We start from the raw sequence: 14,463 nt of genomic DNA on the forward strand, positions 1-14,463 counted from the left end.
GGTCACGATGATTTCGGAGAAGCCTCCGGCCTTCGCCGCAGCGGAGTCGGACATCATTCCTAGGATGCCACCGCCGATGATCAAAAGTCTACGAGTCATATCCCGCTGCCCATTTCTTCGGCTGCGGGGGCGGGCCAGCTCTCGATCGAGGTATGGCTGATGAAGCCAGGATGCTCGGGGTTCGCGCATGGCGCGCGCCCAAGAAGGCTATCCAGGATGCGGCGCGCGCGCCAGGCCAGCAGGCTTAGGTTCGGATCGGCCAGGCCGCGCTGCCCGAGGCTCGCGTTTTGTACGAAGATGCGTCTGTCACGCGGTCCGTCCCAGCTCACCGAAAAATCCTCGCGAATAGCTAATTCATTATCGATCTGCTCCAGCCGGTGCGCGATGGGTTCCAAGAAGTCTGGCACCGCGTTCTCGTAACCGGTGCCCAGGATGACGATGTCAGCCGTGACTTCTTCGACCTCGACCATGCCGTGCTGCAGGGTCAGCCTGTGACCCGCGCCGGCATTGATGCAGTGCGAGACGGTGCAGCCCGGCCGCAGTGTGATGTCGGATCGGTTTGGCTCGAAAAATGCGTGGCGGTACAGCGCCTGATAGATCGCGCGCAACGTGCTTTCCGAAATGCCGTCCGAGGCAAGCACGAAACGCCGCAGGAGCAGCTTACGCTTCGACTCGCTCATCGCCGCGAAACGATCCGAAAAGCAGGGCATGAACAACTCGTTTGTGAACGGGCTGTTGTCCAGAGGCAGATAGTTTTCGCGCTGCGATACCCAAGTGATCGAGGCAGGCCGCCGTTCTTTCGGCAGGCCGACAAGATGCAACATCACCTCGGCTCCCGATTGGCCTCCGCCGACAACGCAGACATGCTTGCTCCGCACCTCAGGGTGGATGTGCAGTAAAACAGATGAGTGGAACAGGTTGCGTCCAATCCAGCCCTGAAACTGAGGCGGGATTTGCGCCTGCTTGCCAATGCCAACCACGACGTTTCTGGCGCCGAGAACCGCGTTGTCGGTGCGCACCCGAAACGCGCCGTCAAAGCGGATTTCGTGCACGGTCTCGCCGCCATGGACAAGTGGGTTCCTGTGGAAGGCCCAGTTCAGGTACTGCTCAAACTCAGCTCTGGACACAGCCTCGAACTGTGCGTTCAGGAAGTGGTACAAACGCCCGTTCTCGTGCAGGAAGTTTACGAAAGTGTAGGCTGATCGCGGATTCACCAGTGTGACCAGATCCTTGAAGTGGCTGACCTGGAGCTCCGAGGAATCGAATGCGATGCCTGGATGCCAGCGGAAGTCGACCTGCCGATCCAGAAACAGTGCCCCTTGCCCAATTTGCTCGTGTATCTGACACGCAAGGCTCAAGTTAGACGGCCCAGCACCGACCCCAACGCAAGATAACTCCACTTGCTTTCCTCCTATAGAGTCTTCCCACTAGGCGCTTGTTCGCGGCGGATATCGGCCATGGCCATTGGGCCCCCTCGCGGACGTTTCGATCCCCGGTGCCGACCGGATTTGCGAGAATTGTCCTGCGGGTTGTCGAATGTAGAGCCGAGCATTCCAGCGCGGTGACAATCGACGGGTCACGCCGGCGACGTGGGTTGGGGGCATCAACGTATATCCTTTCCGCCCGCCTCGATGACCGCGTCGCCGTTACGCGAGACGCTTTCCAGGCCCATCAGGTGTTTGAAGCCGGCCGAGTCGCCCGCCTCGACCATGACGCGCCGGCCTTTCGCCGGCTTGGTGGCAGGCAAGAGCGCGGGTTTCACTGCGGCGACGGCATTTTCGGTGCGCATGATCATGGACGACCTCTCGCTGATGCGTTCGCAGAATCCCGTGCATGGGCCGTGCCAGAAAAGGAAAACCTTGTTAAACAGTGGGTTGGCGGATTTGCGATCCTGTCGGAAATCCGACATTGAGGGGGGACGCCTACCGGCGGCGCCCGATTTGCACGTCGATGTCGCCTTTTCCGAATAGCTAATCGGGCACCTTCTGCACCAGAATACTTCTCATGGAGACCAGCACGAAGCCTTCATGAACGGAGAGTGCATAACCTGGTGTCTCTGCCGGACAGATCGCGATATGCCGTCTCCCATCGAGGTCGGCAGTTGCAAGAGCTGCCAAATCCTTCGCCCTATCGTGCCGTTGCACTGGCTCGATCCCGACATCCTCGGAGGCCGCGATCATGAAGAGTGACGCAATCTCATGTCCGCCGCGACGCCTCTCTCATGGGGACGCAATTCTCTGTGTTGGTGTCGGATCGATGCTCTTGATGACATGGTTGCGGATGGGCGCATGCCCAGACCTGAGCGCATCAATGAATGCGCGATCTGGGACCTTCACCAACTGGATTGTCGAATCTCTGTAAAGATAGCGGGAAGGAGAATTGCGTTCTGACCACTCTGCCGGTTCCAAAAGCACGACGCCATTCGGTCCCTGCGACTCAATCCAGGCGGAGGGATGAGGCCGCACAGCAGTCTTTTGCGCGCCACCGGTGGGCCAGGACGGAGCCAACGTAAACGCAGTTATTCGATAATCGCCGCCGCGGAGTCCTCAGGCTGTGCCGGGCCCGACACCGGCGGCGTAGTGGTCGTCGATCGCCGCGTCGCCGATGTCGATCCGAAGCTCGGCCGGTTTCGCGGTGAGCTTCACTGCTTATTCCGCAGTGCCCACCGAGTCGCACAGGAGGTTCTATCAGGCGGTCACGGCTGCGTTCGTTGTCGGATGTTCGACGATGTCGGACATGAGACACAGCGCCATCAGGGTGATCGCATTGTTATGAAATGATTTTCTCATTTGGCACGACACCTGCAGCGCAGTCTGCAAAACGCGCTGCGGCACGGAAAGAGGAGAAATCATCTCATGATCATGCGCGCCGAACCTGCGGTCGCAGCCGCGAGCAAACTGGGCATGAGCGCTCCGCCAATAGCAAGCAATTCGAGCAAAATTTTTCGTAATTCAGTGCACATTTCTGAAGAGCAAGGAGAGAATATCATGGCGAGAAACCAAATGCGCGCGGCGCGGGGAGTAACAGCGGCCGTTGTCCTCATTGTGATGGGACAGCAGGCCGTCGCGGCGGACCTTGCGCAAGCGAGCGTCCCGCAGGCGGGAGCCTCGGTCACGGAAGCGCCAAGCCCTTGGCAGATCCGCCTGCGTGCGTTGGGGGTCGTCACTGAGGATTCGGGCTACGTCAATGCAGTGCCCGGCTCCGATTTTTCGTATTCGAACACCGTGACGCCGGAACTCGATATCTCCTATTTCTTCACGGACAACATCGCCGCCGAGCTCATACTCGGCACCACCTATGCTAACATCGGGGGCCAAGGTACGATCGGCGGGCTGGGCAATATCGGCAAGGTTTGGCTGCTGCCGCCCACGCTCACATTGCAGTATCATTTTACCGATTTCGGCGCCTTCAAGCCCTATGTCGGTGCCGGCGTGAACTACACGATCTTCTATAACCAGCATGCCGGCAGCGCCGATGCTCTCGAGGTTAAGAACACGTTCGGCACGGCGCTGCAGGTCGGGTTCGACTACATGGTGGATCAGCACTGGGGCGTCAACTTCGACCTGAAGAAGCTTTTCCTGAAGCCAGACTTCGACGTCACCGTGGCCGGGGCGAAACTGACGGGCAAGGCCGAGCTCGATCCATGGTTGATAGGCGCAGGTGTCACCTACCGGTTCTAACAACGAAAGGTGAAGGCGGCTGCTGATCGCCGATCGGAAATAAGGGCGCCTCGTGCGCGCCTCGTGCGCCCTTTTTTACGGTCGTCCCTGCACGGGCGACACTTGAAGAAGCCGTTGTCGACGGGCGGCCGCCCTCCTCCAGCGGACCAAGAAGGTACCCCTGGTCAATGCGGCCTCAACTAACGCCTGAAATGGACGTGCTTAGATGCGCTTCGAATCAGGATGGTTGTCGGGTATTGTTGATGGACTGCCCGGCATCAGTCTCCCGGACGTCATGTCATAGCTATGCGCCTGCGTAAGGCGAGCACGGACCTCCCTCGACGCCGACAAGATGCCTTGTTCAGCCATGCGACAGCTGCTGTTCTCTTGCTGCAGGAGCGGTGGCTGGCGCCCCGTGGACGCATTCCTCGGCAGGCCAAGGACTGCCTTTGCCCTGCCCCATGATGGCTTGAGCCCATGGCACGGTGCCGGCTCCAGTTCGGCAATGATGCGGTCGGTGATCTCCTGATAGAGGCTTGCGCCCGGGCGCCCAACCTTGCCTGCGCCAGCCTCTGTGCTGGCACAACGCTTGCTGTTTGCATGCTGGCCTGCTGCCGGTTTTTCGGACACGAGGTTAAGCTAACATAGCTTGTTCCTCGAACTCCACGGGGCTCAGATAGCCCAGCGTCGAGTGCCTCCGCCGGGGGTTATAGAAGCATTCGATGTAATCGAACACATCCGCTCTGGCGTCATCCCTCGTCCTGTAGACCTTGCGGGCTGTCCGCTCGGTCTTGAGCGACGAGAAGAAGCTCTCCATCGCAGCATTGTCCCATACGTTGCCCGACCGGCTCATCGAACACGTAATGCCGTGATCGGCCATCAGGCGCTGGAACTGCTCGCTCGTGTATTGCGATCCCTGGTCGGAATGATGCAGCAGGCTGTCGGGCTTGCCCCGGCGCCAGATCGCCATGATGAGGGCGTCGGTGACGAGCTGTGCTGTCATCTCGGCCTTCATCGCCCAGCCGACGACCCGCCGGGAGAACAGGTCGACCACGGCGGCAACGTAGAGCCATCCTTCGGCGGTCCAGATATAGGTGAAGTCGGCGACCCATTTCTGGTTCGGCGCCGAGGCCTCGAAGGCGCGGTCAAGGAGGTTGTCCGACACAACCGCTCGCTCGCCCATATCCTTCGGCAGTCCGCGGCGCCGAGGCCTGGCACGCAGACCGTTCTCCCGCATAAGCCTCTCGATGCGATGCAGGCCGCAGGACAGCCCCTCAGCCAGCACGTCGTGCCAGACGCGACGGGCGCCATAGGTGCGGTCGCTGCTCTTGAAGCTACGGTCGATCCTGGAAACGAGGATTTCGTCATCCCGGGAGCGAGCGCTGGGGCTGCGGTCGAGCCAGGCATGGAAGCCTGAGCGGGACACATCCAGCGCACTGCAAAGCCATGCCACCGGCCAGATGTTCCGGTGCCTCGCGATGAAAGCGAACTTCACGTCACTTCCCTCGCGAAGTAGGCTGCGGCCTTCCTAAGAAACACAGTCTCCAGCAGTCATAGGTGCCAGTTCGTAGCCCACAGACCGTGCCCGCCGCTGGAGGTTGGCTATGACGCGGCCACGATGCCGTTCGTCGTAGGCAGCAGCACCTGGGTCCCGGTAGACCATTCCAAAACGCAGTGCATTGTAGAAGAGGACTGCAATCTTTCGCGCCGTCGCTGTCACTGCTTTCTGCTTGCCGATACGCCCGGCCAACCGCCGGTAAAACGCACCGAGGGCCGTGTCACTTCGCCCGATCGTGGTGGCGGCCAACCGCAACAATGCTGCCGCTCGACTGGACGAGCGACGGGTTCGGGATGACAGCACCTTGCCGCCAGAGATCTTATTGCCGGGCGCAAGGCAGAGCCACGATGTGAAGTGCTTGGCAGTGGGCCATGCCCGGAGATCCGTTCCGCACTCGCCGATGAGCTTGAGCGCGAGCGAGGAGCCGAGGCCGTGAATCTGGGTCAAATCTGTCCGGGTTAGGCCGTAGAGCGCAGCTCGCACATCGAAGGACGGTGCATTCGTCTGTTTGGTCTTCGTCCGGACCTTTGGTAGCGGCGGGAGCGGCGCTTCAGGGTCGACGGTCATGGAAGCAATCGACGCTTCAAGCTTGCGGTCGCATTCGAGCATCTTCACCTGGTAGAAGTCGTAAAGCTCCAGTGACTGGGAAAGAGCAAACACATGCTCATCACGTTCGTTGCCGATCAGGGATGCTTTGATTGTTTCGGCAGACGAGTGGCAGCGAACATCACGCAAGGATGCCAGAACGTCGGGATCGCGCTCGCCGGAGACGATCGCACGGATAATCTTCATGCCCGTCGCGCCCGTGATGTCAGAGACGACATGGTGGAGCTGTAGGTTCATCTTCCATCAGAGCCTTCTGCATGTGCTGGATATGGGCTGCCGCATACTCGACCAGCCGTTCTCGCTGGCGCAGATAAGCACGCAGAGTTGCGATCTGTGCGTTGGGCCGAAAGCTCCCGCGCAGCAGGCCATAGGAATGTAACTGGCGAAGCCACGCCGCATCGCTAACGTCGGTCTTCCGGCCCGGGACGTTCTTTGCATAACGCGCGTTGACCAGGATCACCTCGAAGCCGTGCTGCTCGAGGATCTCGAAGGCCGGTATCCAGTAAACGCCGGTCGACTCCATCGCCACGCTCGTGACACCGCAGGATCTGAACCAGGAAGCCAGATCATGCAAGTCGTGGGTGAAGGTGCCGAATGAGCGGATCGGCATATCGGCACAATCCGGATTTACCGCAGCCATATGCATCGTGGACCCGATGTCGATGGCCGCTGCTCCAGGGTTCATGCGGGTGAGGTTCTGCGGCATGGATGCACTTGTCTTTGACATGGCTTCTCCTCCTGTGGATCGGGAGGGGCTGGGCCGAGCAAGTTCGTCATTTTCCTAACCGGGATCACCGCCGAGGCGGCGTCACCACTCTCAAGTCCGCAACAACCCATGTGCCACGTTTTTTAACGGGGTCGATCGCCTCCAATAAGCAGTCGGCAACTCCCCTCCGGCGGCTAGCGTAGCACAGCCTGTTTCTACCGCGCACAGGCGGACCGAGGCCCGTGATCGTTTTTTAGGATGTCGCGCTCCGCCTTCAGCTTCGCCACTTCCTTGCGTAGCCGGTCGATCTCCTGCTGCTCCGGCTTCATTTGCCCATGACCGGGAAACGCATGCTGCGGATCGGTCGACAGCTCGCGCACCCATTTGCGCAGCACATTCTCGTGGAGATCGAGGTCGCGGGCAGCCTGGGCCACCGCAACGCCCCGATCCTTGATCAATCTCACCGCCTCAAGCTTGAACTCGCGGCTGAATTTCCTTCTCTGCATTCCAACTCTCCAGTTCCGTTAAACACCTTATCTCGGTGTCCACGAAACCGGCAGCAGGCCATGCATCGTCTCATCCTCCGCTCGCCAATCGCCGCGCCTTTCCCCGGAAGATCCCATGGGTGGTGGAGGCAGCGCTCGATCCCGATCTCGCGTGCCTGCCCCGTGAGTGGGGTGGGCGGCAGAACGCGACTGGCTTGGCCCGCTGAACGAGGCAGGCTGCACCCGAAGGGCCGGAACGGAGTGGAGGATGTGAGCGGAGCGAACATTGCGGCCTGCCGCAGCGGGCCTAGAAAGGAGCGTCGCCCACCCCGCGAGCGGGGGCAGGCAACAACCAAAACCACATCGCGAAGCGATGACCGCAGCTGTGATCAACTCGCTTTGACCGGCACATTGCTCATGAACAACTTGGAGGGACAGAACACATGAAGCCTGAAAACGCGACTGAGATTGAAACCGATGCCGTCCCTGCGACACTCGGCGCTATCTTCCTGTCCTTGGAACTCAGTCGCTCGACCTGGTTGGTGACAAGTTTGTTGCCGTGCAACGGAGAGAAGATGTCAAAGCGCATCGTCAAGGCAGGCGATACGGCCGGATTGTTCGACCTTGTCCGCCAGCTGAAGGCGACAGTTCGGCGCAGAACGGGCCGTGACGTGCCGGTGGTCGCAGTCCAGGAGGCTGGCCTGGACGGCTTCTGGATACATCGGATCCTTGAGCGTGATGGCATCGAAAGCCATGTTGTTGATGCGGCATCCATCGCCACGTCACGCAGGAAACGCCGGGCGAAGACAGACAAGCTGGACGGCGAGACCCTCCTTCGCGCCCTGCTTGCCTACAAGCGCGGCGAGCCGCGGGTATGCGCCATGGTCGTTCCGCCATCGCCCGAGCAAGAGGACCGAAAGCGCAACAGCCGTGAGCGATGCGCTCTCATCGCGGAGCGGATCAAGATTGTGAACCGGATCAAGGGGCTCTTGTTCTCACAGGGCATCGTTGGATTTGAGCCGCTGAAGCGGAACCGGCGCACTAGACTGGAAGAACTCAGGACCGGAGAGGGTCGTGAACTACCGTCGAATCTCAAGGCGGAGATTGTCCGTGCACTGGACCGGATCGAGCTCGTGCTTCGGCAAATCAAGGACGTGGAGGCAGCGCGCGACGAAGCGGCTCGCAATGAATGCGAGTCTTCAAAAGTCGCCAATGGAATGTCGATGCTCAAGCAACTGCGCGGCGTGGGAGCGGACTTTGCCGAGGTGCTTTGGTCCGAGGGTCTGTATCGCGAATTTGCGAATCGAAGGCAGCTTGCCTCCTATGCCGGTCTGACACCGACACCGTGGCAAAGCGGATCGATCAGCCGGGAACAGGGCGTATCGAAGGCGGGCAATCCGAGGCTGAGGACCGTGATGGTGCAATTGTCGTAGTTCTGGCTTATGCATCAACCTCGATCGGCTTTGGCACAATGGTTCGAGGAGCGAGTCGCGATCGACGGCGGCAGGCGCCGCAAGCCGGCCATGATTACGCTGGCGAGAAAACTTCTGATCGCGGTGTGGAAGTACGTTCATCATGGTGCTGTCATTGAGGGCGCTGTTATGAAGCCGGCATGATCAACGTACTCTTCTCCATCCGCCGGGATTGATCGCTCCCGGCTGATCCTGGGCGAACGAACCTTCCACCCCACTTGGCCTAAATGCCGTACGGAAGATTGGTCGCGTTCCCCTGAGCCTTACCGACGAAAGCGGGATGTTGGTGCAGCTGCCGCAGCGCAGCGACCGTATGTGAGTTTGGACCGGTGTTGTCACCGCGCCAAGATGACAGGCTCGGACCTTGGATCACAACGCATTGAGGTAGATATGCGAACACAGTCTTGACGACAAAATCCCCATGTGAGCGGGGTGGGCGGCGAGTCGCGACCGGAAAGGCCCGCCGTGGTAGGCGGACCGCATCCGAAGGACCGGAACGAAGAGGAGGACCCTGAGCGGCACGCGAAGGGTTGCAGGCTGCCGCGGCGGGCCTAGAAGGGAGTGCCGCCCACCCCGCGCCACCGGGAAAGGCCAACAGACAAACCGAGCCGCCCGCAAGTGCGGCGGCCGTCACAGCCCGAAGGGCTGCCCACGCCAAGGGGCGAAGCCGAATGGCCGAGACCGCCTGAGCTTGCCGAAGAAAAGCGGGCTCGGTTCACGAGCACCTGGTGCGCGTCGCCAGGCGCGCGGGTGCTCCTGTCAGCAGCATGAAATGCCTGGAAAACCTTCTGGTCGAGTCTCCTCAACCGCGGTTTCGTCGCTGCTTCCAGATTTATTCAGAATGAGGGTCGAGTAAATCGGCCGGCTCGATTCCGAGCACTCTGGCGAGTTTTGCCACCGTATCAATGCTAGCGCCATAGACCGAGCGCTCAAGTTGCGCTGACATATGCTCGTCGACGCCAGCCTCATGGGCCAGCGCTTCTTACGACAATTTCTTTTTGGCCATGCCTACGCAGATTGCGGGCAAAGCCCTCTCGGATTTCCATGCACGAGAAGCCACCCTAATGTCGAGGATTTCACCACGGAGGATTCTCTACAAAAATCAGAGACAACAAAGGGGAGCGGCTGCACGGCATCACTTTAGCGAGGCAAACAAGGAGGTGCTGATGCCCATCCCGCGTGACAAGTATGGAGATGCGGCAGGGATGCGCGGCGAGATCGAGCACGTTGAACCCGCGCGGCCGCGCCGCTCTTTCGGCAGCAACTGGCAAAACATGCGGACATTCGCTGGGGCACCAGAAGACGCTCGCATCAGTTCCTTTCGAGCTTGCAAAACAGAAGGCCCCACCGCGAAAGATCGACACTGTTCGACGGCAGGCAGATAATGTCCACGGACCCGGCGTTCGTACGTTCGGCGCGGCGCAACGCGTTCGCCAGATCCTTCTGGAAGTCCGGATTGCGCCTGAGGAATTCCCAGGCCCAGCCTCGGCTGGTCAGCCGCTCGACATAGCCATAGTCACCATCATCTTGCCTGTCCGGCCAGGCAGGGCCAGGTATTGTTTCGTCCATTGCATCGTTTCCAGGAAAGGGTTGGTGGATTCCAGGCTCAGGCGATCTTCATGACCGGTGTCCACAGTACCGGGCCCTTGAGTCCGCCATTGCGATGGAGGGCTTCCAAGCTCTCTGTTGAGACGTCGAGATATCCGGCAACGGCGCGCGTGTTGCCTATTGTTTGCGGATCGGACAGCCGTCCGAGTGGCCAGCCGGCGCGACGCAAGATCCGCTCTATGCGCAGATCCGTTAAACGATGCTGCGCAGACCGCGTGACAAACCAAACTCGACCATTCCGGCAAACAGCTCGTAGGTGCCAATTGCGATGCCTGCCTGTTGCGGCGCGGAAGGCGGCAGATCAAGCGCAAAACGGCTGCTTTCCCAAACCCGCGGATCTTCCGGCCCCGAACGGTCTGGAAGGAGAGCGCAGAAGCTGTCGCGCAGCATCGTCGGTCCGGTGGTCGGCAACAGGCGCACGCAACCGTCGATGCGCCCGGTGAGCGCACGCAGCAACAGGTAGTGGGGACGAAGCGCGTCGAAAGGATCGACCTCATAGCCGCCGCTGAACGAAACGTCCCAATCAAGTCGATCCCTGAAGACGCGATACCGCAAGCGGTGCATCTGCTCGAGCTCGTCGCTGAACTCAGCGTAGCAATCCGGCGTGATCAACTGCACCATGATGGCTTTTCTCCCTCGCATGGATAACACCTACGATTGAAGGCAAAGGCCGGAGTTGATACAACCTGTGCATGTGCCCAGGTTTTGGAGATCAGGTGAAGAGAGATGGCCTGGATAGTGCAAGCCGAACAGCTGCCTGAGTAACTGTCGTGACGCCAAGCTTCTTCCTGGCGTTATCCTTATGATAGGCTGCGGTGTGCCGACTAATTCCTAAGATGCGGCCGATCTCCCACGCCGTCTTGCCGCGAGCCGCCCACTTCAGACACTCGATTTCCCTTCGAGATAGGGAAACGCCATCCACGATCCTGCCGTCGGCCAACTTGCGACAGGCATGAAGATGGAAGAAGATCGCGATGAGCTGCAGCACACGGTCGTATCGGTCAATCAGGCGGAAGAACAGCCAGTGGTTGCCTTTCATCGGAGGCGAAGGTCAGTGCTGCAAACACACCGGTGCTGTCATGGATCGGGATCGTAAAGCCGCAGTGAATGCCGAATTGCGTCGCCTCATCCATCAATTGTCGCTGCTGCGTCGACAGTTCGAGATCAGCGCCGTGCGCATCCCAGTTGAATGGTTCCTGACCACCACGCGCCTGATGGATAACCGGGTCAATCTTTTCATACCGACTGTGAAGGTAGTGAGATGTCCAGGATTGAGGGTAAGTGGAAATCAGGCGCACCTTGCGGCCCTTGCCAGGCGAAGGGAAAAGATAGGCAAAAGACGGCAAATCGAGCGAAGAGGCAATCTCCGCCAAAGCGTTGCGCAGGTCCGTCGCGTCAACGCCGTATGCGATTTGCTCGATAAATCTATGAAAAACGTCTTGCATAGCTAACATCAGGTCGGCTGGCTGGAAGCCCTGAAGCCTTGAGTGTTATCCAAATATTTGATTCAATGTGGAGTGCGCCCCTTGGGGTGGACAGATCGTCCTGAGGAATTGACCATGGCTGTCGGGTTTTCAAAGAGAGAACCATGGCAAGACATCGTAGTTACAGCATCACGTTCAAGCGTTAGCAGGCTGTTGAAGAATTCAGGCTCTTTCGCAAACGAAGCCTGAATCGTCGGCGTTGTGGATGTAGAAGTGGCCGACGAGGCGGCCTGCAGTGCCAAAGACAGCCCAGCCGCGGCCAGAGGCTGGGTCTTTCTCATCATGCCCCTCCCACGAGAATTCCGCGCATGCTGAGCCATCGCGGGTGCCATATCGGACATCGAGGAAGCCCTTGAGTGTGCCGAAGGCGATCTCGCCATCCGCCGAGCCTTTGAATGTCAGATGCGCTTCCTCGACGAGATCGAGGAAGTCGTTATCCCAAACATCCATCTCGACGATGCGCCAGCGGCCGGCAAAGGCCTTGGCGAAGCCGGGAACCTTGGCCATCAGCCGGTCTCCGCCATGAGCTTTGGCAGTCGCACCAGATTGTAGGCAGCGGCTGCGAAGGTGAAGGCCCATCCGACACGGTCGCGGCCGCGGAACCTCGTCTTGTGCTGGCCGGCCACGACCTTGATCCAACCGAATGCCTCTTCGATGCGCTTCCTGATGCGCTGGCTGACGGCATAGCCGCCATGCCGCGTCGTGCGCCCGTCGATCGCGGAACTGCGGCCGCTCGTGTTGTTCTGCGCTACATGCGGCGTCACCCTCATCGAGCGCAGCTCATTGATGAAGTCTTCTGTGTCGTAGGCCTTGTCGGCACCGAGCGTGATCGCCTGTGGCCGTTCCGCACGAGGTTCGATCATGTGCAGTGCGGCCACCCGCTCAGCATGTCCGTCGGCCGTGTCAGGCAGGCGTCGACCAGCAGGCCGTGGCGGTTCTCCATCAAGCCATGTCCCATAAAGCACAGCTTGGCCTCCTTGCCTTTGCCCTTGCGATAGAGCCGGGCATCCGGATCGGTGGTCGAGGCATGTGTGTCGTTCGAGCGCTTGTGGCCATGGAAGTCCGCTTCCGCGTTTCGCCCGCCCCCTTCAGCCGGCGGCTCGCCCGAGCCGTCCTTCGGTTTGACGCTCTTCATCGACGCCCAGGCCTCGATCAGCGTTCCGTCGACCGAGAAGTGATCCGTCGAGAGAAGCCTCTTGACCTTGGGCTGCACCAGCACCGCGCTCAGGAACTTTGCGGCGATGTCGCCCTCCAGCAGCCGGTCGCGGTTCTTGGAGAACACAGAATGGTCCCAGGCCGCATCGTCAACGGATGTAGTCCCGCTTTTCGGCCGCGGAGCGCTTTTCAGAGCCCCCTTTAGAAACTCCAGTTCCAGAGCCTGCTTGCCCACCAGCCGCTCAAGCGCGGCGATCCGCGCCTCATATTCCGTGATCAGAGCGGCCGAAGCCGTATCTTCATCGAAACCGCCTGCCTCATACTTGCCAATCCAGACACGGATCAGGGTGCGGGTGACGCCGCATTCGGGCGATTGCGAACGAGGCGCTGGCGGCGTTGGAGCGGGACTTCGCGGCGCTGTATTCGCCGATGGGGCAGCCTTCGACCCCGCCGGAAAAGCTGCTGCGAGCGATGCTGCTACAGGCCTTCTATTCGATCCGCTCGGAGCGGCTGTTGATGGAGCGGCTGGAATACGACCTTCTGTTCCGCTGGTTCGTCGGGATTGGCGCAACGGATGATCGCGCCGCACCCGAGCCTCGAGATCAACATAACTGAACAGTTCGCCAGACCGGTTGTCCCCGCCGCGCATGCCTCGTTCTCCGAATCTCTTCGGAGACACTGAATCACGCTCACAGCCTCGCTGCGAGCCACTTTTTCAACAGCCTGTTAGGTCGTGCAGGAATATCTGTCGGGCGAGACGCTGCATAGTTTGGCGAAACGGCATGACGCCATCACCGGCCCTGAGGCCTCTCTGTCGCCGAAGGATGCCGGCTGATGGGCATGGCACGTTCGACCTTCTACGACCGCCCGGCAAGGGCGACCGACGACACCGCGATTGTCGAGGCGATGTTCGCGATCTGCGACGAGTTCGAGTTTTATGGCTACCGTCGCGTGGGCGCGGCCTTGCATCAGCAAGGCTTTGTCGTGAACCACAAAAAGATCCGCCGCCTGATGCGCGACCACGGCCTGCAGCCGACGTTCAGACGGCGCTACGTCGCCACGACCGACAGCAATCATGACAGCCCTATCTTCCCCAATCTGGCAAAGGACATCGTCCCGACGAGCCCGAACCAGCTCTGGGTCGGCGATATCACCTATGTCGCGCTGCCGGCCCGCTTCGTCTATGTCGCCATCATTCTCGATGCCTGGTCGCGCATGATCGTCGGCTACGCCATCGGCCGCGCGATCGATGCCCGCCTGACGGGCGCCGCCTTGCGCACCGCAATCGAGCGCAGAAAGCCACCGCCAGGCTGCGTTCACCATTCCGATCGCGGCTCCCAATATGCTGCCCAAGCCTACCGGCAGCTTCTCGCCGGCTACGGTCTGGCCGGCTCGATGGGCCGCAGAGGCAATCCTTATGACAATGCCAAAGCGGAGAGCTTCATGAAGACCCTGAAGCTCGAGGCGGTCTATCCGATGGCGCTCGAAACCTTCCAGGACGTTGCCGAGCACCTTCCCCACTTCATCGACGAGGTCTACAACAAACGCAGGCTCCATTCGGCGCTGGGATATCTCAGCCCCCAACAGTTCGAGGATCAACACATCCGGCAGACGGGCAAAACCGCAGCCTGATCAGTGTCCACCCCAAGGGGCGCACTCCAATGGAGGGCCTAATTTTGAGGAGAACGGCCCAGTCGCTGACTATGGCTCGGCGAAAAGGTGAAGGAAAA

7 protein-coding genes and 9 pseudogenes are annotated in these 14,463 nt (G+C 60.2%); 4 read left to right on the top strand and 12 right to left on the bottom strand.

From position 1 onward, the window contains the following. Nucleotides 1–95: 95 nt before the first annotated feature. From NKJ11_RS19240 to NKJ11_RS19250, 3 genes are all read right to left on the bottom strand, one after another. Nucleotides 96–1,400: a lysine N(6)-hydroxylase/L-ornithine N(5)-oxygenase family protein gene (locus tag NKJ11_RS19240; RefSeq protein ID WP_352794007.1), complete on the bottom strand. Its 1,305-nt coding sequence runs from the start codon at nt 1,398–1,400 to the stop codon at nt 96–98. Between the two features lie 203 nt (nt 1,401–1,603). Next, nucleotides 1,604–1,795 (bottom strand): iron-sulfur cluster assembly accessory protein, encoded by a 192-nt coding sequence (locus NKJ11_RS19245; protein ID WP_352691705.1) that lies wholly within the window; start codon nt 1,793–1,795, stop codon nt 1,604–1,606. An 892-nt stretch (nt 1,796–2,687) separates the two neighbouring features. After that, nucleotides 2,688–2,852 (bottom strand): hypothetical protein, encoded by a 165-nt coding sequence (locus NKJ11_RS19250; RefSeq protein WP_352794009.1) that lies wholly within the window; start codon nt 2,850–2,852, stop codon nt 2,688–2,690. A 150-nt stretch (nt 2,853–3,002) separates the two neighbouring features. Between NKJ11_RS19250 and NKJ11_RS19255 the strand changes: the two genes are divergently transcribed. After that, the gene (locus NKJ11_RS19255) at nt 3,003–3,680 is read left to right on the top strand and encodes an OmpW/AlkL family protein (RefSeq protein ID WP_502905805.1); all 678 of its coding nucleotides are present in this window, start codon (nt 3,003–3,005) and stop codon (nt 3,678–3,680) included. A 613-nt stretch (nt 3,681–4,293) separates the two neighbouring features. Here the strand turns inward: NKJ11_RS19255 and NKJ11_RS19265 are convergent. From NKJ11_RS19265 to NKJ11_RS19275, 3 pseudogenes are all read right to left on the bottom strand, one after another. Beyond that, nucleotides 4,294–5,187 (bottom strand): annotated as a pseudogene (locus NKJ11_RS19265) (IS3 family transposase); the annotation flags it as partial. Continuing rightward, nucleotides 5,188–6,550, bottom strand: a pseudogene (locus tag NKJ11_RS19270) (IS110 family RNA-guided transposase). Nucleotides 6,551–6,780: 230 nt separating this feature from the next. Further along, nucleotides 6,781–7,035: pseudogene (locus NKJ11_RS19275) on the bottom strand (transposase); the annotation flags it as partial. A gap of 422 nt (nt 7,036–7,457) precedes the next feature. Here NKJ11_RS19275 and NKJ11_RS19280 point away from each other — a divergent pair. Further along, a pseudogene (locus NKJ11_RS19280) lies at nt 7,458–8,630 on the top strand (IS110 family RNA-guided transposase). 688 nt (nt 8,631–9,318) lie between these two features. Here NKJ11_RS19280 and NKJ11_RS33860 read toward each other — a convergent pair. From NKJ11_RS33860 to NKJ11_RS19315, 6 genes and pseudogenes are all read right to left on the bottom strand, one after another. Next, on the bottom strand, nt 9,319–9,432 hold the full coding sequence (locus tag NKJ11_RS33860) for a hypothetical protein (protein WP_502898306.1): 114 nt from the start codon (nt 9,430–9,432) through the stop codon (nt 9,319–9,321). Between the two features lie 365 nt (nt 9,433–9,797). After that, complete coding sequence (locus tag NKJ11_RS19290) at nt 9,798–10,055, bottom strand: transcriptional regulator domain-containing protein (RefSeq protein WP_352794011.1); 258 nt, start codon at nt 10,053–10,055, stop codon at nt 9,798–9,800. 37 nt (nt 10,056–10,092) lie between these two features. Further along, nucleotides 10,093–10,715, bottom strand: a pseudogene (locus NKJ11_RS19295) (acyl-homoserine-lactone synthase). Nucleotides 10,716–10,806: 91 nt separating this feature from the next. Beyond that, nucleotides 10,807–11,539 (bottom strand): annotated as a pseudogene (locus NKJ11_RS33865) (LuxR family transcriptional regulator). A 201-nt stretch (nt 11,540–11,740) separates the two neighbouring features. Then, entirely contained in the window at nt 11,741–12,085 is a 345-nt protein-coding gene (locus tag NKJ11_RS19310) for a hypothetical protein (RefSeq protein WP_352794015.1), read from the bottom strand. Further along, nucleotides 12,085–12,887: pseudogene (locus NKJ11_RS19315) on the bottom strand (IS5 family transposase); the annotation flags it as partial. The pseudogene NKJ11_RS19315 and the gene NKJ11_RS19310, both read right to left, overlap by 1 nt. Nucleotides 12,888–13,090: 203 nt before the next feature. Here NKJ11_RS19315 and NKJ11_RS19320 point away from each other — a divergent pair. Beyond that, nucleotides 13,091–13,309: pseudogene (locus NKJ11_RS19320) on the top strand (transposase); the annotation flags it as partial. Between the two features lie 243 nt (nt 13,310–13,552). Continuing rightward, nucleotides 13,553–14,365: pseudogene (locus NKJ11_RS19325) on the top strand (IS3 family transposase); the annotation flags it as partial. Nucleotides 14,366–14,463 lie beyond the last annotated feature (98 nt).

Origin of the sequence: Mesorhizobium sp. M0243 (assembly GCF_040321775.1) — a bacterium.
Classification (GTDB): Bacteria; Pseudomonadota; Alphaproteobacteria; order Rhizobiales; family Rhizobiaceae; genus Mesorhizobium.